Genomic DNA, 19281 nt, shown 5'->3' on the forward strand with positions numbered 1-19281 from the left:
ATGATTGCAGGTACGCGTAAGGGCAGGACAGAGACAAAAATCGAATATGCACTGACCCTGCTCAAGCTGTTCCGTCTTCTCCTGTGGCTTCCCATTGGCTTTTTCGGGCTGATTACGTTCGGTATCATTTTTATTGTAGTTTTTGACCATTTCCCTTTGGAAAACTCTCTTGGATACACGAAAGAAGATATATGCTGGAGTTTTATACTTATTGCCGAAGTGGTAATAGTATACTCCTGTTTGGAAGTAATATTCAGAATTTTGTCCGAAATTTTAGTGAGTTTGATGCAGGGAAAAATTTTTACAAAAGAGAATGTGAAAAGAGCATATAAAATTTTATTTCTCGGGTTTGTTTATGATTTTCTTATTCCTTTAACGAATTACATCCATGACGTTTGTAATTTGCCAGGGTTGAGCTTTGCGAATTGGTTTGGATACTTTTTTGAGTTCCTGTCAGACGTGCCTGAAGCGATCATCCTGTTTGCTGTCGTGTGGCTTTTTGATTTAGGAACCCAGCTTCAGTCCGAAATGGATGAGGTCATTTAATGCCGGTTCAGGTCAGTCTGGATGCACTGCTGAAAGAGCGCGGGATGTCTCTTACGGAGCTGTCAGAGAAGGTTGGCCTGACTCTCGCCAATCTTTCAATTCTCAAGACTGGTAAGGCAAAGGCAATCCGGTTTTCCACGCTTGAGGCGCTCTGCCATGTGCTGGAGTGTCAGCCGGGAGATCTTTTGCGCTATTCCAGCGATTGAATACAAAAAAGGCCCGCCAGAGCAATCTGGCGGGCCTTTCTGCTGGTAGGGCTTAGAACTCGCCCTTGAAGTAGGACTGAAGCGGAGCGACGCCGAGGTCACCTTCCTTAAGAACCGCGATGGCGTAGGTTGCCGCGCGGGCACCGGCAATCGTGGTGTAGTGCGGGATGCCCATGGTCAGAGCGCCGCGACGGATATCGTAGCTGTCACGTGCGGCTTGGCCGCCCTGTGAGGTGTTGATGACCATCTGAACGTCACCCGAGCGGATAGCATCCACGCAGTTCGGACGGCCCTGCATGACCTTGTTCACGCGCTTGACCGGAATGTTAGCCGCTTCCAGGCGTGAAGCTGTTCCGCTGGTTGCAAGAACGGTGAACCCCATTTCAACCAGTTTGCGGGCTAGCGGCTGAACATGTCCCTTGTCGCTGTCACGAACGGACAGGAAGACCGTTCCAGCCAGTGGCAGTTTTACGCCAGCAGCAAGCTGAGACTTCGCAAAAGCACGCTCGAAGCTGGAATCCAGCCCCATGACTTCACCCGTGGAGCGCATTTCCGGACCGAGGATCGTGTCTGCGTTTGCAAAGCGATGGAATGGGAAGACGGCTTCCTTGACCGCAACGTGCGGGGAGACCGCCCCGCCATCCAGACGGAACTCGGACAGACGCGCGCCAGCCATCACACGAGCGCCGATCTTGGCAACCGGAACGCCTGTTGCCTTGGCAACAAACGGCACCGTGCGAGACGCGCGGGGGTTCACTTCCAGCACGAAAACTTCCTGGTCCTTGATGGCGTACTGCACGTTCATCAGGCCGCGGATGCCAAGCTCACGAGCCATGGCTTCTGTCTGCGCTCGAAGTTCTGTCACCAGTGCCGGAGACAGCGTGTAGGGCGGTAGGGAGCAGGCAGAGTCACCGGAATGGATACCAGCTTCCTCAATGTGTTCCATGACGCCGGCGACATAGACGTTTTCGCCGTCCGAAATGCAGTCCACATCGGCTTCAATGGCATCGTTCAGGTAATGATCGAGCAGGACCGGACCGGTAGAGACTTCAGGGCCGGCAGCGCGCAGAACCGTATTCAGGTAATGCTTCAGACCTGCGTTATCATAGACGATTTCCATGGCGCGGCCGCCCAGAACGTAGGACGGACGGGCAACGACCGGATATCCGACCTCTTCGGCCACTTTCTCGGCTTCTGCCGGATTGCGGGCAATGCCGTTACGTGGTTGACGAAGGCCCAGCTTGCGCAGCATGGTCTGGAAGCGTTCACGGTCTTCCGCGCGATCAATAGCGTCAGCCGGGGTGCCGAGCAGCGGAATGCCTGCCTCTTCAAGAGCACGGGACAGCTTGAGAGGGGTCTGGCCACCGTACTGAACGATGCAGCCCAGAACCTTGCCACCCTTCGCTTCCGTGCGGATCAGGGCAATGACGTCTTCCGCAGTGAGAGGTTCGAAGTACAGACGGTCGGACGTGTCGTAATCGGTGGAAACGGTTTCCGGGTTGCAGTTGACCATGACTGTTTCAAAACCGGCTTCACGCAGGGCGTAAGCGGCATGAACGCAGCAGTAATCGAACTCGATGCCCTGACCAATCCGGTTCGGTCCGCCACCCAGAATGATGATCTTGTCGCGGTTAGTCGGGCGGCTTTCGCATTCCGGCGTGCCATATCCGCCTTCATAGGTGGAATAAAGATACGGAGTGTCAGAAGCGAACTCTGCGGCACAGGTATCGATGCGGCGATAGACGGGCACGACTTCAAGAGCTTCGCGCTGCGCTGCGACGTCCGGAATGGTCTGGCCTGACAGGCGGGCAAGCTGGGCGTCAGAGAAGCCTTGGGCTTTCAGGCGGCGCATGCCGTAGGCGTCTTTTGGCAGGCCGTTCTTTTCCACGTCCCGCTCAGAAGACACGATGTCTTCAAGCTGGCGCAGGAACCAAGGCTCGAACTTGCAGGCCTGTTGGATCTCTTCGACCGTCAGGCCCGCGCGCAAGGCTTGCGTGGCCATCAGAATGCGTTCCGGGCGTGGTTCTGCAAGAGCAGCCAGATAGGCGTCTTTTGAACCATCGCCGGGTGCTTCAACCGGGTCCAGACCCATCAGGCCCGTCTCCATGGAGCGGAAGCCCTTCTGGATCGCCTCGGCAAAAGAGCGGCCCACGGACATGGCTTCGCCGACCGACTTCATGGACGTGGAAAGCAGGGCCGGGGAGCCTGGGAACTTCTCAAACGTGAAGCGGGGGATCTTGGCCACAACATAGTCGATCGTCGGCTCGAAAGATGCCGGGGTCGTCTTTGTGATGTCGTTCTTGAGTTCGTCCAGCGTGTAACCAACGGCCAGCTTGGCGGCGATCTTGGCGATCGGGAAGCCGGTGGCCTTTGAGGCAAGCGCGGAGGAACGGGAAACGCGCGGGTTCATCTCGATGACGACCAGACGGCCATCGGCAGGATTAACGCCAAACTGCACGTTGGAGCCACCGGTCTCGACGCCGATCTTGCGTAGGCACGCGATCGAGGCGTCCCGCATGCGTTGATATTCTTTATCGGTCAGCGTCAGGGCCGGGGCGACGGTGATGGAGTCACCGGTGTGCACGCCCATCGGGTCGATGTTTTCGATGGAGCAGATGATGATGCAGTTATCCGCGGTGTCGCGGACAACTTCCATCTCGTACTCTTTCCAGCCGAGGACGGACTCTTCGATGAGCACTTCCGTTGTGGGAGAGGCATCAAGGCCGCCTGCAACGATCTGGTCGAACTCTTCGCGATTATACGCGATGCCGCCACCCGCGCCGCCCATGGTGAAGGACGGGCGAATAATGGCGGGGAGGCCGACGTCACCCAGAGCTGCACGGGCTTCTTCCAGCGTATGGGCGATGGTGCTGCGGGGGCTTTCGATCCCGATTTCGTCCATGGCTTCGCGGAACTTCTGGCGATCCTCCGCACGGTCGATGACCTCTGCGTCTGCGCCGATCAGTTCCACGTTGTGTTTCTTGAGGAAGCCGGACTTGTCGAGCGCCATGGCGGCGTTCAGGGCTGTCTGGCCACCCATGGTCGGCAGAACGGCGTCGGGCTTTTCCTTGAGGATGATGCGCTCGACGAATTCCGGCGTGATCGGTTCGATATAGGTCGCGTCCGCCAAGCCCGGATCAGTCATGATTGTGGCTGGGTTGGAGTTGATGAGGATGACGCGATAGCCTTCCTCACGCAGGGCCTTGCAGGCCTGTGCGCCGGAGTAATCGAACTCACAGGCCTGTCCGATAACGATCGGGCCTGCGCCGATGATCAGGATGGACTTGATGTCTGTCCGTTTTGGCATGGCTCAGGCTCCTGCTTTAGCGCGACGGTCCATGACCGCGACGAAACGCTCGAAAAGATAGAAACTGTCAGACGGGCCAGGGCTGGCCTCGGGATGGTACTGGACGGAGAAGGCGTCCTTCGTGGTGGAGGCGATGCCTTCGTTGGAGCCGTCAAACAGGCTCACATGCGTTACCTTCACATCAGCGGGCAGCGACTTCTCATCCACGGCGAAGCCATGGTTCTGGCTGGTGATTTCCACGCGGCCGCTCTCAATGTCCTTGACCGGCTGGTTGGCACCGCGATGGCCGCGATCCAGCTTGTAGGTCGTTCCGCCGAGGGCCTGTGCGAGAAGCTGGTGCCCAAGGCAGATGCCGAAAACAGGCACGTTGGCGTCCAGAACGCTCTTGATGGCTGGTACGGCATACGTGCCAGTAGCTGCCGGGTCGCCCGGGCCATTGGAGAGGAACACGCCTTCGGGCTTCAGTTCCAAGATTTCCTCGGCCGTTGCCGTCGCCGGCAGAACCGTGACGTCACAACCAGCGGTCACGAGGCAGCGCAGGATGTTGTCCTTGGCGCCATAATCCATGGCGACCACGCGGCGGCGGTTCTCGGTACGGGCCGGGCGGGTGCTTTCCCACACGCCATCGGTCCAGACGCGCTTTGGCTGCGTGACCTCTTTGGCGAGATCCATGCCTTCAAGGCCGGGCCACTGGCGGGCGCGGTTCAGCAGGCTGTCCGTGTCGATCCGACCATTCGCCGGGAAGGCAAGGATGGCGGTCTGTGGGCCATTGTCGCGCAGGGAACGGGTAACTGCACGGGTGTCGACGCCACTTATGCCAGCGCGGCCGTGTTGCTTCAGCCATCCGTCGAGGGATTCTGTGGAGCGCCAGCTTGCCGGAGCGGTGATGTCTTCCTTCACGACGGCGCCAAGAGCAGCCATTTTTGGCGCTTCATTGTCGTCCGTGTTCGTGCCGACGTTGCCGATATGCGGGAAGGTGAAGGTGACGATCTGCCCAGCGAAAGACGGGTCTGTCAGGGTTTCCTGATAGCCGGTCATACCGGTGGAGAAGCAGAGTTCACCGACGGCGCCATCGGTGTGGGCACCGAAGCCTCGGCCCCACAGGACCGTGCCATCTGCAAGGACAAGGGCGGCATTGGCGCCGGCAGGGCAGGGATTGGACACGTCCGTCTCTCTTTCTTGCGGGGTTTCAGCGGAAGTTAGGTCCTGGAGTTCGATTCCGGGAACGCGCAGCAGTGCGGGCCAGTGCTTGGTCGGCACGGTTCGCGACTGACGCCACTTTCGTACGGCTTCAAGGCCGACACCAGCCAGCGCGGCGATTTCTTCCGCGCCACCAGCTTTTTCAATGATTCTGTCGATGTCCATGGTCGCCCGTTCCTGGCTCCGCGTTCATTTTCCCGTCTGATAGGCGATCGAACCGGAAATGGGAAGTTTTTTCCCAATGAGTTTTTGTGTCTGTGGAATGGCATGGGAAAAAACTTCCCTGCACCTTGTGACGATGCTGGAAAGAGCTGTGCTTTCCATTGTTGGGGGGAGGCTTTTATGCGATTTTGCCGCCATTGACTGAACAGGGGCTTTTCAGGCCCCGCGCAAACAGGAGAAGACGCATGTCGCTTCGCACGCAGATCATGGATGACCTCAAAACAGCAATGAAGGCTGGTCAGTCTGAGAAGGTGGCGCAGATCCGTGGCATCACGGCGAAGCTGAAGGATCTTGAAGTTGCTGCTCGCGCCAAGACCGGGGAAGTGACGGAAGCAGAGATTATTTCCGCTCTGCGCTCCATGATCAAGTCCCGTACTGAATCCGCAACGATGTATCGTGAGGGTGGCCGTCCGGAACTGGCGGAAAAGGAAGAAGGTGAGATCGCAACGATCAAGGCCTACCTGCCGCCAGAACTCGATGAGGCAACTCTGAAGTCTGCCATTGATGAAGCCGCCACTGCTGTAGGTGCGGAAAGCATGAAAGACATGGGCAAGGTGATGGCAGCGCTGAAAGAGCGTTTTGGTGCCGATCTGGACCCGGCCAAGGCCAGTGCACTTGTGAAGGCACGTCTGTCTGCCTGAAGCGGGCTAGGCATCGTCGCTTGAAGAGGGCCGTCCCTTGAGGGCGGCCTTTTTTATGTTGGGGTCATGAACCCCTGAAAGCCGGCAATGTTTGACTTAGGTTATCCGAGGTCCCCAATCTGGCCTTTGCTTACGGAAATGAGGGCTTCATGTCTGCTGGTGGTTCAACAAAAGTCGTTTTCATCGCGCTGGGTGTCAATTTCGGCATTGCCTGCGTGAAAGGCATGGCTGCCCTTCTAACCGGCTCTGCTGCGATGTTGGCTGAGACGGTTCATTCCTTTGTGGACTGCGGAAACCAGATCCTGTTGTTGGTGGGCATGAAGCGGTCCGTGGCTCCGGCAACGAAGGAGCATCCGCTGGGCTACCATCGCGAGCTGTATTTCTGGACGATGGTTGTGGCTGGCGCGCTGTTTGTGGGTGGCGGCGTCGCGTCTCTTTATGAAGGTTGGGAGAAGGTCATGCATCCGGCGGAAATGCAGCCGGTGAATCTCCTGGGTCATGTCTTTCCGGGATGGTGGATGAACGTGGCCATTCTCGCGATTTCCGGCAGCATGGAAGGGTATGGGTTCGTTGCTGCGGTGAAATCCCTGCCACGTAGTGAGGGGGTTTCATTGTGGAGAATGATTCGCCGGAGTGCCGATCCTGGCCTGTTTGTCGTGCTGTTTGAGGATGGGGCCGCTCTGGTCAGTCTGGTGATTGCGCTGGTGTTCACCGTGCTTTCCGTTGTGACGGGTCTGCACGTTCTGGATGGAATTGCATCTCTGCTGATTGGTGTCGTGCTGGTTGTGGTGGCAGCATTGCTGACCAACGAGACGCGCTCTCTTCTTGTGGGTGAGAGCAATCCGGAAATTGATGCCTTTGTGCGCGCTGAAGCGCGGAAATTGCCCGGTGTTGTCGGGATCAATGAGGTTGTGACGGAGACCCGAGGCCCCGAGAGCATTATCGTTCTGCTATCTCTGGACTGGGATGATGCGATCTCAGCCGGAGACGTGGAGCGGGGAGTTTCGATGCTGGAAAAAATAACCCGCACGCGATACCCCGCTGTATTGCGGATGTATGTTGAGGCGCAGGACAAGAGGGACGGGATTCCAGCCCCTCTGACCTGATGGCGAATACTACTTCGCCGCTAGGAACGGCTCGACGGCTTTAAGAAAAGCCTCGGGTCGCTCAATGCTGGGGGCATGCCCTGATTGTGGAATGACCGTCAGATGTGCTCCGGGAATTTTTGCAGCAAAATCGTGGCCGTCGGCCAGTGGAATGACCTGGTCATTCTGTCCCCAGATCACGAGCGTGGGAACATGAATGGCCTTCATGCTGTCATCGAGAAAGGTGTCCGGCGCATTGGCGTTTCTGGCGAAGCTCTCCTGCGTGTATTGCGCACCTTCGGCCAGTCGGGTTCGAAATGTTGCCTGGACCAGTTCATCTGTAATGAGGGCTTTGTTGTAAAACAGCCATCTTAGCCCCGTGCGAATGCCAGAAAATGAGACCGGCCCGAACAGGGGAAGACCATGTTCGACGAGGGACTTGTGGCCAGCGGCATCGCTCAGGATGAGGCGCACGGGCATGGCCATGGAGGAATTCTGTGCCGCCTCGATTGTGTAAAGTCCCGCAATCCAGCCGCCGAGGGATTCTCCGGTAAGCATGAAATGCGTGATGTGGCGTGCTTTCAGGAAGCCATCCAGCATGTCCACCCATGTCTGAATTCCGTAGGCGATCAGCGGCTTTTCCGAAGCACCAAAGCCGAGCTGATCCATGGCGATGACATGATAATGCCGGGACAGTTCAGGGATAACTTTGCCCCAGTCCATTGTGGCGCTGCTTCCGAGGCCATGGACCAGCACAAGGTCCGGACCCGTACCAGCTTCCAGGAAACGGATCTGCTGACCATAAACGGAGACACTTTGCAGGGGCGGGAGAATTTGCGCCTCGCCGTGGCTGGGGATGCATGCTGCGCCGAGCGTGGATGCGAGCACGGCGGTTCGAAGTGTTTTGGACAGTCGTCTCATGGCGGCCGAGCCTTTATGGTCAGATGATATGTTTCTAATTCGGAATAGTATTATCGATCTGGCTCGGCTGTTTTCAACATATCATTCCCGGAATGAACGGGATCTTTCGGGGCGATGCCCTGATCATGAGCAGTTGCCTGATACTTCCGGATATGGAGGGGCGTCCACGGCAGCGGAGGTTCTTTGGTGAGAGAAGGGTCTGACGCGGGAGAGAGCCAGATGGCCGCACGAGGTGTGTCCAGCAGGATATGGAAATGGTTCAGAGCATCAGTGCCTAACTCGTCATAGGCAATGGTGGAAGCGATGACGATCTTCGGGTGGGGCAGCAGAAACGGACCGATTTTCAGTGTGTCGAACGTATGAAGATAGCCACCAACTGTATTGCTGGCATTGATGCGGACGGGATCATCTGTGTTTGGCTCAGGCGCAATGCCTATTGCTCTGGCTGTATCTTGCTGGATCAGGGTTCGGTTGGAGCTTAGGTTGATTTTCATCCGAACTGGATGGCCGTTGAGTTCAACAAGAACCGTGTTCGAGAGTGGATAACCGTCTTGATAGAGGTGCAGTTTGGTTGTCGGCGCGGGGAGCAAATCTCCGATCGATGGACATTTCTCATCGTCGTATCGAAAGAACGTGACGTTGCGAGAAGATCGGTTAATCAGGGTGGAAATATGGGAGAGAAAGTGCTCTCCCAGTTCGACCTGGAGTGGTGGAATAATAGTGTTGGGCACTGAATAATCCACCACATAAGCAGTATAATTTTTGAGTATGAGTGCACCAATATTTACGGTTGAGAGCGTTTTCACGAATACTGTCGCTTCGCCTGTCTCTGATCCGGCATCTTCAGGAGCTGAGCCCGAAAACGTGACAGTGTGATTGGCAAAAACAAAAGTATCGCTTGCCTGTGGGGCAAGGAAAAAGCGGGCAGGTAATCCGTCTATACTGCCCAGCATGGAGGGTGGCGCATTATAGTGCTCCAGTGGAACGGAGACCGCTCCATGAAGGCAATTCTGCCAGGGTGCAGCTTGAGCATGCCCGCAGAATTGAAAGACGATCAGGAGAAGGGCTGTCTTACGCATGAAGTGCCTGTCGCCTTATTGTGACACAGTATGTCTTTCTTAAGCGATGGGGTTGTTAAGAGCGAGGGTAGAGCAATCATGTCCGCTTATGGAATGAGAACAGCGGCTCCCTCAAAACGACCGTGGCGCAGGTCATCCAGAGCCTGATTGGCCTCTTTGAGGGCATAAGGCGTATTCGTGACTTTGATGCCCATCTCAGGAGCCAGCTTTAGAAAATCCAACCCGTCCTGCCGGGTTAGATTGGCAACGGAGACGATTTCACGTTCTTCCCAAAGCGTATCATAGGAAAAAGACGGGATCGGGCTCATATGGATGCCGCCACACACGACCTTTCCACCCTTGCGGACGGCTTTCAGTCCGGCCGGAACCAGAGCGCCGACAGGCGCAAACAGGATTACGGCATCAAGCGGTTCGGGGGGAAGTTCGTCTGAGCCGCCTACCCAAACGGCGCCAAGGGAGCGGGCAAATGCCTGCTTCTCTGTGTCTCCGGGGGATGTGAAGGCATAAACCTCGCGTCCTTGCCAGCGGAGTACCTGAATGATGATATGAGCGGCGGCTCCGAAGCCATACAGGCCGATCTTTTTGCCGTCTCCAGCTTTGCTGAGACAGCGCCAGCCGATCAGGCCAGCGCAGAGCAGGGGAGCAAGATCCTTGTCTTCCCCTTTGTCACCCATGGGAAAGGCATATCGCGCATCAGCAACCGTCATGGTGGCGTAGCCACCATGACGGTTGAAGCCTGTGAACAGGGGGTGATCGCAGAGATTTTCCATCCCGTGCGTGCAGTAATAGCAATGCCCACAGGTATGGCCGAGCCAAGGAATGCCGACCCGTTCCCCGACGCTCAGGCTTTTAACGTTGCTCCCGAGCTTGTCGATCCGGCCAACAATTTCATGTCCGGGAATGATGGGAAGAGTGGGGTTGGCGAGTTCGCCGTCCACGACATGCAGATCTGTGCGGCAGACGCCGCAGGCCCCGATGCGGATGCGGATTTCGTCCGGTCCGGGTTCGGGGTCTGGCAGCTCCACCCATTCCAGAGGCTGGTGGTGTTGGCGGAGCTGCATGGCAAACATGGCGTGTGCTTTCTAAAGTCTCAGGTGTCCTGTCTCAGGAACGGAAATCCAGAACCGTACGGCCCTGAAGGCGTCCGTTCTTGAGATTGTCGAAGATCGTGTTGATGTTCTCGATCTTGTCTGCGGTGACGACGGACTTGACCTTACCGCGGGCGAAGAAATCCATGGCTTCGATCATGTCCAGCCGTGTGCCCACGATGGAGCCACGAATGGTCGTGCCATTCATGACCATATCAAAGATCGAAACCGGGAAGTCTCCGGGTGGCAGGCCGTTCAGAACAATCGTGCCGCCACGACGGGCATAACCCATGGCCTGCGAGAAGGCCGTGCGGCCCACAGCCGTAACCAGTGCACCGTGCGCGCCGCCAACTTCCTGCTGGATGAAGGCTGCCGGGTCCTTGTCCTTGGCATTGACGGTCAGAGCCGCGCCAAGCTCTGTAGCTGTGGCGAGCTTGTCGTCGTCAATATCGACAGCCACGACATTCATGCCCATGGCGACCGCATATTGAACGGCCATCTGACCCAAGCCGCCAACGCCCGAAATGGCCATCCACTGACCGGGGCGTGCCTCGGTCATCTTCAGGCCCTTATAGACGGTCAGACCAGCGCAAAGCACGGGCGCAGCCTGTAGGGCATCAATGTTGCTGGGCAGATGTGCGACATAGTTCGGATCTGCGACGACATATTCGGCGAAGCACCCATTGACCGTGTAACCGGTGTCGTCCTGTTCTTTGCACAGCGTTTCCCAGCCGCCGAGGCAGTGTTCGCAGTGCCCGCAGGCGGAATAGAGCCAGGGTACACCGACTACGTCGCCGATCTTGGCGTGGCTGACTTGACTGCCAACGGCCACGATATGGCCGATGCCTTCATGGCCGGGAATGAACGGTGGGTTCGGCTTTGCGGGCCAGTCACCCTCTGCGGCATGCAGGTCGGTGTGGCAGACGCCGCAGGTATCGACTTTCACGAGGATCTGGTTTGGCCGGATCTCGGGAATGGGAAGCCTCTCGACAGAGAGAGGCTTCCCGAACTCACGGACGACGGCGGCTAGCATTGTATCAGCCATGAGAGTGTCTCCTTGAGAAGGGTTTACGATGCGCCGAGAGCCTTTACGGCTTCGACCATCTTGCTGAGGACGGCCTGCGCATCACCGAAGACCATGGCGCAGTTGTCCTGGAAGAAGAGCGGGTTCTGAACGGCGGAGTAACCCATGCCCATGCCACGCTTGATGACGAAGACCTGACGGGCCTGATCCGCATTCAGGATCGGCATGCCGTAGATTGGGGAGGATTTGTCCGTCCGGGCGGATGGGTTCACCACGTCGTTGGCGCCGATGATGAGGGCGACATCCGTGTCAGCGAAGCTGTCGTTGATGTCTTCCATGTCATAGATCATGTCGTATGGGACGCCGGCTTCGGCGAGCAGCACGTTCATATGGCCCGGCATACGACCGGCGACCGGATGGATGGCGAACTTGACGTCCACGCCTGCGGCCTGAAGCTGCTTGACGAAATCGTAAAGCTTACCCTGAGCCTGAGCGACGGCCAGACCGTAACCCGGCACGATGATGACAGACGAAGCATAGCGCATCGTCGTGGCAGCATCGCTTGGAGCGACGGACTTGGCTTCTTTCTCGGGACCTGTTGCCGTGGAAGCGGAGGCTTCACCGAAGTTGCTGAACAGCACGTTGGCAATCGAACGGTTCATGCCCTTGGCCATCATGACCGTCAGCAGTGTACCGGCGGAACCCACGACCATACCGGCGATCATCAGAGCCGGATCGGCCATGACATAGCCTTCGAGACCGACAGCCAGACCCGTGAAGGCGTTGTACAGCGAGATCACGACCGGCATGTCAGCACCGCCGATGGGGATCGTCATGCAGATGCCAGCCAGCAGGGCGCCGATGAAGAACAGCAGGGTGGCGATACCGCCGCCATCCTGATGGTACAGGAAGGCTGCCATGATGCCGAGCAGGACGGTGAGCATAAAGACGGCAGCATTAACGATACGCTGGCCGCCGAAGCGGATCGGCTTGTTCATCCGGCCATCGAGCTTGGCCCAGGCAATGATGGAACCCGACAGGGACATGCTGCCGATCAGGCCACCAGCGACAGTGACGAGAAGCGGAACGATGCCTGTCTCTTTCGGGCCGGTCAGGGCAATGACGGACACAGCCGCGGCCGCACCGCCACCCATGCCGTTGAAGAGGGCGACCATCTGCGGCATGGCCGTCATGGCAACGCTGCGGCCTTTCCAGCCAGCCCAGCCACCGCCGATGACAAGGGCGAGGATGGCCAGAATGACGTTGACGACCAGATGCGGCTTTGCGGCTTCAGAAACACTGAAAATGCCGAGGAAGCTGGCTGCGGTAACGAACAGCATACCCCAACCCGCCGTCACAATGCCGGAAACGGCCGTAACGGGAGAGGACATGCGCTTGAGGCCGTAGACCAGCAGGCCGGAGGCGATAAGAGCGCTGATAGCGACGATATATTCGAGGAGGATCATTTCTGCGCTCCCTTCTGCGGAGCCGCTTTGTCACTGGGCTTGAACATGGCCAGCATACGGTCTGTCACGACGTAACCGCCGACAACGTTACCAGCGCCCATCATGACGCCGAGGAAACCGACAACCTGTTCGAGCACGGAAGAGGCGTTGAACAGGGCTGTCAGCGCCCCCACGACCACGATACCGTGTACGAAGTTCGAGCCGGACATCAGCGGTGTGTGCAGGATAGAGGGCACGCGGCTGATGACCTCGTAGCCCGTGAAAGCCGCGAGCATGAAGATGTAGAGCGCGATGATGAAGGTCATTGCGGTGATCATCGTGCGGCCTCCTGTCCTGAAGCCTGTGCCGGTGCGGCGGGGGTGGCAGCCGGGGCAGGGGGTTGCGGTGCGGGCGGCGCCGGGGAATTCGGATCGACGGCCGTGCGGATGCCTTCGTTCGTGATGTAGCCATCATGAGTGAGGGCGGTGCCGGAAATGACTTCATCCGTGAAATCCAGCTGGATCTGACCGTCCTTGGTCAGGATCTGTTGGAGCAGATGCATGATGTTTTTGGAATAAAGTTCGCTGGCCTGAAGGGCGAGCATGGACGGAACATTGATCGGACCAACGATTGTGGTCGGGCCAACCTGTACCGTCTGGCCAGCCTGTGTACCTTCACAGTTGCCGCCACCTTCTGCACCGAGGTCGATGATGACGGAGCCAGGCTTCATGGCCTTGATCTGCTCGGCATCAATCAGGCGAGGAGCCTTTTTGCCGGGGACGGCTGCTGTCGTGACGATCAGGTCAGCCCGTGCGATGTGGTCGCTGATGACCTTGCGGACCGTCTGTTTTTCTTCGTCTGTCAGTTCTCGGGCATAACCGCCCTTGCCGGTGCCATCCACGCCGGTATCGACGAATTTGGCACCCAGAGACTGTGCCTCTTCGCGTGTTTCGGGGCGGACGTCATAGCCTTCCGTGACGGCACCAAGACGCTTGGCCGTTGCGAGAGCCTGAAGGCCAGCGACGCCAAGCCCCATGACCAGAACCTGTGCGGCCCGCAGGGAGCCGACGGCCGTGGTCATCATGGGAAGGATCTTGGTCATATGCACGGACCCGAGCAGAACGGCGTAATAGCCGGCAAGGGTGGCCTGACTGGACAGGGCGTCCATGGCCTGTGCGCGGGAAATGCGGGGAACCAGCTCCATGGCGAAGCAGGTGACTTTCTGGTCCCGAAGGGCCTTGACCAGATCAGGGTGGTTTCGGCCGTAAATGAAAGACACCAGAACGGCGCCGGGCTTCATGGCCTGAACGGTTTCAATGGTGGGAGGCTGAACGGCGAGGACAATATCCGCATCGCCGAGGAGAGCCTTCCGGTCTGTTGAAAGGGTTACGTCTTTATAGGTTTCATCCGGATAGGAAGAGGCGACACCGGCCCCGTTTTCCATCGCGAAAGAGACGCCGAGGCTGCTGAGGCGCTCGACAACCTGCGGGATCAGGGCGACGCGACGTTCACCGCCTTCGTCCTGTTCTTTTAGTACCGTGATTTTTACGGTCATAGGTTGAGATCCTGCGTCTTTAATCTTTTGTGAAGGCGCGACTCATCCACCCCACTAAAGGGATGCAGGGGCCTGCACCTCGTTCGACTGCCATATTGACGCTATATTTGCGCCTCTTCCATTGATGGGTGTCAAAAGAAAAAAATTTCTTTTAGTTGTCATATTGTAATCGTTTCCAGATCAGGAAAACGGCTACGATTGTTTCGGAAACGGCCAGTAACCTTTCTGTTTTTCTTTGAGTGCCCGCTGTTCGAGCCAGAGTGGATTTTCTTGTCTCAGGCTTGTAAGAGCCATCTCTTCCGACGGAACTGATTGAAAGGCTCCTGCTGCCCGATGGCATTCGACGCCGCCTTTCTGGACGAACTCCGCAATCGAACGCCGCTGGCCTCCCTGATCGGGCGTCGCAACAAGCTGGTTCGCTCCGGTCGTAACTGGAAAACATGCTGTCCTTTCCACGGGGAAAAGACTCCGTCTTTCTACGTTTATGATGATCATTTTCATTGCTTTGGCTGTGGCGCGCATGGTGATGCGATCTCCTTTGTCATGCAGAGCGACGGTCGGAGTTTTCCTGAGGCTGTTGAGCAACTAGCCGCTGAGGCAGGCCTTGAAGTTCCGAAGCAGGACCCACGGAGTGAGGCGCGTGCGCGGGAGGTCAAATCTCTTGGCGATGTTCTGTCCCTCGTTCAGGCCAGTTACCGGCGTCGACTCTTCCTTCCGGAAGGACGGGAGGGGCTCGCTTATCTGCGTGGGCGCGGACTGAGTGACGCGACTATCGAACGGTTTGGTCTGGGGTGGTCTGGCGATGGGCGGCATTTGGTTGAAGAATTGCGCGCCCATGATGTGACGCCTGAAATGCTGGTTCAGGCGGGTATTTTGCGCGTGGATGACCGGGGACAGCCCAAAGGGGAACTGTTTTTTAATCGCGTGACGTTTCCGATCCGGGATCGCCGCGGCAAGCTGATTTCTTTTGGCGCGCGCACCCTGGGGGACGGGCAACCAAAATATCTCAATGGTCCGGAAACGGCGCTCTTCTCCAAGCGGCGCACACTCTACAACCTCGATCTGGCGCGTGAGGCTGTCCACAAGGGCGCTGAGCTTGTTGTGGTTGAAGGGTATATGGACGTCATTGCTCTGGACCAGGCAGGCTTTGGTGGTGCTGTGGCGCCGTTGGGGACTGCACTGGGCGAAGAGCAGCTTGATCTGCTGTGGCGCATGACGCCCTCTCCGATCCTGTGTCTGGATGGTGATGCGGCAGGAGCGCGCGCCGCTTTGCGGGTCTGTGAAGTCGCGCTTTCGCTGCTGTCTCCCGAACGAACGCTCAGGTTCTGCCGCCTGGACCCTAAAGATGACCCAGACAGTCTGATCCGTACACGCGGCGTTGCGGCCATGAAGGAAGCCCTGTCTGGGGCGACGTCTCTGGCGACTGAATTGTTCGGGTTGATGACAGGGGGAATGGTTGATCCCGGTCCCGATCAGCGGGCGGCGTTGCGTGAGAAGCTTGTTGCTCTGTCAAAGCTGATCCCGGATCGGGCACTTGCGTCTGAGTATCGCAGTACGTTTCTGGATATGTTTTTCGCGCGATTCAGGCGCGGTGGTGGAAGCAAAAAGCCGTTCCAGAAGAAAGGGGCACCGCTTCCTCTTTCAACGCAGGCCCCTGGCGAGATGCGGCATATCGAGCAGGGGAGTGTGGAGCGTCTCAACATTCTGACAGCGATGCTGCTGCGTTATCCGGATATCCTTCCGGAGGTAGAGCAGGCCTATAGCAGTCTGGCTCTCCCGGTGGATCTGGATCGGATTCGCTCCGCCCTTTTGGACTGGAGTTGTCAGGACGAGGATCTGACGGAAGAGAACTGCCATCGCTGGATCGAGGCTCATGGGCTGACGGATATCGTGGCGGCCGTGACAGAAAGTCCGATGCCTCGAGAAGTGGGGCTCGGAAAAGATAGAGATGAAGTTCTCAAGATCGATGTTGTGGAGAGCTGGTGGCACTTTTACGGGCTTGTAAATTTTCGCAATTTCGAGCGCGAAGTGGCCAATGACATTCAGGCAACCATCATGCAGGTCTATTCTGGTGGAGGGGGCGGAGACTCATCTTTTCCGGAAAGCCTGCTGGCGCGGATGAGGGTTCTGGAAGCGCTGCGGCGAGGTGAGGATGTTGAAGAAGAAGGGTGAAAAAGGCCGGGGCTAACGTTTTTTATTGCCCTGAAGTTGCTTTCTTTTTCGTCTAAACCTTGACTTACGGCTCAGGATCGACCACCTGCACGCTGCCGAATTGCTTGCTTTCGGTGGAGTTGAGGGAGAGACGCATGGCGACGAAAACAGCCTCTGGTACGGATCGGAACGCGCAGGAACAGGAGGGGGATGCCACTCTTCTTGATACGCAATCCGCTGCCGTGAAGCGGCTGATCGCCAAAGGGCGTGAGCGTGGCCATATTACCTTTGACGAGCTGAACGCCGTTCTGCCGCAGGACCAGATGTCCTCCGAGCAGATCGAAGACGTCATGGCAGCTCTGTCAGAGATGGGCATTCAGGTTCTGGAAAACGAAGAACAGGACGAAGCTGAGCCGGCTCAGGAAGAAGCCAAGGAAGAAGCTGAGGAATCAGACGAGCCTCAGGGCGGCAATATTGATGCCGAGGCTGCCAGCCGCACGGATGATCCGGTTCGGATGTATCTGCGTGAGATGGGGTCTGTGGAGCTCCTGTCCCGCGAAGGCGAAATCGCGATCGCCAAGCGCATTGAAGCAGGTCGTGACGAGATGATTGGCGGGCTTTGCGAAAGCCCGCTGACGATCCGCGCGATCATTTCCTGGCATGAACGCCTCAAGGACGGCGAAATGCTGCTCCGCGACATCGTCGATCTGGAAGCCAGTCAGGCTGTCGGTCCGGGTCCTGAAGGCGAAGAGGGCGAGGAAGGCGAGGAAGCTGCGGCTGACGAAGACGCTACGGACGACGATGCCGAAGAAGGCGACGGTGATCAGCAGGAAGGCAGTGGCCTGTCCCTGTCTGCTCTGGAAGAGAAGCTGAAGCCAGAAATTCTGGCCCGCTTCGAAGCCATCGAGCCGCTGTATCACAAGCTGCGTCAGCTTCAGGTCAAGCGTCTGGAGGCCCTGACGGCCGGTGAGGAAAGCTCGGACAAGTCTGAGAACATTTACGAAGAGCTGCGCCATGAACTGGTCAGTCTGGTGGAGCAGGTTCACCTGCATAACAACCGGATTGAAGAGCTTGTTGCCCAGATCAAGATGCATGTTCAGCGTCTGAACAACCTCGAAGGCCGCTTGCTGCGTCTGGCTGAGGGCTGCAAAATTTCGCGTGATGACTTCCTGCTGAAGTATCGTAACCGCGAGATGGACCCGACCTGGGTTGATTTTATCTGCACTCTGCCCGGTAAGGGTTGGAAGACGCTGACGACCAAGCACCTGGACCAGATCCGGTCCATGCGTGCTGATCTTGCGGCGCTTTCTCACGAGACTGGCCTGCCGGTTGGGGAGTTCCGTCGTGTGTATGCGACCATTTCCCGTGGTGAGCGTGACTCCACGCGTGCCAAGAAGGAAATGATCGAGGCCAACCTGCGTCTCGTGATCTCGATTGCCAAGAAGTACACGAACCGTGGTCTGCAGTTCCTGGATCTGATTCAGGAAGGCAACATCGGTCTGATGAAGGCTGTGGACAAGTTCGAGTACCGTCGCGGTTACAAGTTCTCGACCTATGCCACCTGGTGGATCCGTCAGGCGATCACGCGTTCTATCGCCGATCAGGCGAAGACGATCCGTATTCCGGTGCACATGATCGAGACGATCAACAAGCTGGTGCGCACGTCCCGTCAGATGCTGCATGAGATCGGGCGTGAGCCTGCTCCGGAAGAGCTGGCTGAGAAGCTTGGCATGCCGCTGGAGAAGGTCCGGAAGGTCCTGAAGATTGCCAAGGAGCCGATCTCCCTTGAAACGCCGATTGGCGACGAGGAAGACAGTCATCTTGGTGACTTCATCGAGGATAAGACGGCTGTTATTCCGTTGGATGCCGCGATCCAGACCAACCTGCGTGAAGCAACCACGCGCGTTCTGGCGTCCCTGACGCCACGTGAAGAGCGCGTTCTGCGGATGCGCTTTGGTATTGGCATGAACACGGACCACACCCTTGAGGAAGTGGGTCAGCAGTTCAACGTGACGCGTGAGCGTATTCGTCAGATCGAGGCAAAGGCTCTTCGCAAGCTCAAGCACCCGAGCCGCAGCCGTAAGCTGCGTTCCTTCCTCGACGATAACTGATCGTCTGGGTCATGCTGCCGGCCTGGCTTCATCCGCAGGGATCATCCACCCGTTTTGAGGTGGGTGTGACTTTTCTGGAGACGAGGGCAAGCCGCCCAGCTCCGGTTTTGCCAGAGGGGGTCTCTCTTGAGAGAGTTCTCCCTCCGGCATTGCCGCTATACCGCAAGCTCTATCGGGAAGTTGGTGAGGCATATTGCTGGTGGATGCGTCGTCCGATGCCGGACGAAAAACTTGCTGAAATTGTCCATGATCCTGACGTTTACTTCATGGTGCTCTGGCAGGCAGATGGTACGCCTCTTGGGTTCTACGAACTGGATCTGCGAGAGGGCGGAGATGCCAATCTGGCGTATTTCGGGCTTCTGCCAGCGGCCATTGGTCGTGGCTTAGGTCGGGCATTGCTGGATTCCGCGATTTCTCAGGCGTTTACGGCAGGATGTTGGCGATTGCGGGTCAATACCTGCACACTGGATCATCCCAGAGCGCTGACCAATTATCAGAAATGTGGGTTTGTAATTCAGTATGTTGTTCAGGAAATCTGGAACGTTCCTGACGAATATGTCCCGGCAGAGCTGCGTCGACTCTGAGTTTATCCTTGATTTCCGTTAGGCTGCATGATTAATGCAGCCTTTCCCTGCCGGGCGATGTGGCGTCGCGCCGGCTATACCCGCGCTTTCCCCAAAGATTGCACTGTCTCCGGCAC

At 57.4% G+C, this 19281-nt stretch carries 16 protein-coding genes; 7 read left to right on the top strand and 9 right to left on the bottom strand.

Annotation, left to right across the window (positions count from 1 at the left end):
* Window positions 1–546: a hypothetical protein gene (locus GCE01_RS12980; protein WP_099213199.1), complete on the top strand. Its 546-nt coding sequence runs from the start codon at window positions 1–3 to the stop codon at window positions 544–546.
* Window positions 546–752 (top strand): helix-turn-helix domain-containing protein, encoded by a 207-nt coding sequence (locus GCE01_RS12985; protein WP_099213200.1) that lies wholly within the window; start codon window positions 546–548, stop codon window positions 750–752. The genes GCE01_RS12980 and GCE01_RS12985 overlap by 1 nt, the downstream gene beginning before the upstream one ends.
* Window positions 753–804: 52 nt before the next feature.
* Here the strand turns inward: GCE01_RS12985 and carB are convergent, their stop codons facing one another.
* Both carB and carA read right to left on the bottom strand, forming a co-directional pair.
* On the bottom strand, window positions 805–4059 hold the full coding sequence (gene carB, locus GCE01_RS12990; protein ID WP_099213201.1) for a carbamoyl-phosphate synthase large subunit: 3255 nt from the start codon (window positions 4057–4059) through the stop codon (window positions 805–807).
* A gap of 3 nt (window positions 4060–4062) precedes the next feature.
* Window positions 4063–5424, bottom strand: a complete 1362-nt coding sequence (gene carA, locus GCE01_RS12995; protein ID WP_099213202.1) for a glutamine-hydrolyzing carbamoyl-phosphate synthase small subunit — start codon at window positions 5422–5424, stop codon at window positions 4063–4065.
* 242 nt (window positions 5425–5666) lie between these two features.
* Here carA and GCE01_RS13000 point away from each other — a divergent pair, with 242 nt between their 5' ends.
* Both GCE01_RS13000 and GCE01_RS13005 read left to right on the top strand, forming a co-directional pair.
* Complete coding sequence (locus GCE01_RS13000; protein ID WP_046901226.1) at window positions 5667–6122, top strand: GatB/YqeY domain-containing protein; 456 nt, start codon at window positions 5667–5669, stop codon at window positions 6120–6122.
* Window positions 6123–6271: 149 nt separating this feature from the next.
* A complete protein-coding gene (locus tag GCE01_RS13005) occupies window positions 6272–7228 on the top strand; it encodes a cation diffusion facilitator family transporter (RefSeq protein WP_099213203.1) in 957 nt (318 codons plus the stop codon).
* A gap of 9 nt (window positions 7229–7237) precedes the next feature.
* Here GCE01_RS13005 and GCE01_RS13010 read toward each other — a convergent pair whose 3' ends face one another.
* The 7 genes from GCE01_RS13010 to GCE01_RS13040 all read right to left on the bottom strand — a co-directional run bounded on the left by GCE01_RS13010 (window position 7238) and on the right by GCE01_RS13040 (window position 14319).
* Window positions 7238–8128, bottom strand: coding sequence for an alpha/beta fold hydrolase (locus tag GCE01_RS13010; protein ID WP_099213204.1), 891 nt, complete (start codon window positions 8126–8128; stop codon window positions 7238–7240).
* Window positions 8129–8178: 50 nt separating this feature from the next.
* Entirely contained in the window at window positions 8179–9207 is a 1029-nt protein-coding gene (locus GCE01_RS13015; protein ID WP_099213205.1) for a retropepsin-like aspartic protease, read from the bottom strand.
* Window positions 9208–9293: 86 nt separating this feature from the next.
* Window positions 9294–10277: a zinc-dependent alcohol dehydrogenase family protein gene (locus GCE01_RS13020; protein ID WP_099213206.1), complete on the bottom strand. Its 984-nt coding sequence runs from the start codon at window positions 10275–10277 to the stop codon at window positions 9294–9296.
* Between the two features lie 34 nt (window positions 10278–10311).
* On the bottom strand, window positions 10312–11340 hold the full coding sequence (gene adhP, locus GCE01_RS13025; protein ID WP_099213207.1) for an alcohol dehydrogenase AdhP: 1029 nt from the start codon (window positions 11338–11340) through the stop codon (window positions 10312–10314).
* A 23-nt stretch (window positions 11341–11363) separates the two neighbouring features.
* Entirely contained in the window at window positions 11364–12785 is a 1422-nt protein-coding gene (locus GCE01_RS13030) for an NAD(P)(+) transhydrogenase (Re/Si-specific) subunit beta (protein WP_046901232.1), read from the bottom strand.
* Window positions 12782–13102, bottom strand: coding sequence for an NAD(P) transhydrogenase subunit alpha (locus GCE01_RS13035; protein WP_007282792.1), 321 nt, complete (start codon window positions 13100–13102; stop codon window positions 12782–12784). Before GCE01_RS13035 ends, GCE01_RS13030 begins: the two co-directional genes overlap by 4 nt.
* The gene (locus GCE01_RS13040; RefSeq protein ID WP_099213208.1) at window positions 13099–14319 is read right to left on the bottom strand and encodes an NAD(P) transhydrogenase subunit alpha; all 1221 of its coding nucleotides are present in this window, start codon (window positions 14317–14319) and stop codon (window positions 13099–13101) included. Before GCE01_RS13040 ends, GCE01_RS13035 begins: the two co-directional genes overlap by 4 nt.
* Before the next feature lie 333 nt (window positions 14320–14652).
* Between GCE01_RS13040 and dnaG the strand changes: the two genes are divergently transcribed.
* From dnaG to GCE01_RS13055, 3 genes are all read left to right on the top strand, one after another.
* Window positions 14653–16491, top strand: a complete 1839-nt coding sequence (dnaG, locus tag GCE01_RS13045; protein ID WP_099213209.1) for a DNA primase — start codon at window positions 14653–14655, stop codon at window positions 16489–16491.
* A 134-nt stretch (window positions 16492–16625) separates the two neighbouring features.
* Window positions 16626–18581: an RNA polymerase sigma factor RpoD gene (gene rpoD, locus GCE01_RS13050; protein WP_064275007.1), complete on the top strand. Its 1956-nt coding sequence runs from the start codon at window positions 16626–16628 to the stop codon at window positions 18579–18581.
* A gap of 11 nt (window positions 18582–18592) precedes the next feature.
* Window positions 18593–19165 carry a GNAT family N-acetyltransferase gene (locus GCE01_RS13055; protein WP_099213210.1) on the top strand — a complete coding sequence of 191 codons (573 nt, stop codon included), beginning with the start codon at window positions 18593–18595 and terminating at the stop codon, window positions 19163–19165.
* Window positions 19166–19281 lie beyond the last annotated feature (116 nt).

Origin of the sequence: Gluconobacter cerinus (genome assembly GCF_002723935.1) — a bacterium.
Classification (GTDB): Bacteria; Pseudomonadota; Alphaproteobacteria; order Acetobacterales; family Acetobacteraceae; genus Gluconobacter; species Gluconobacter cerinus.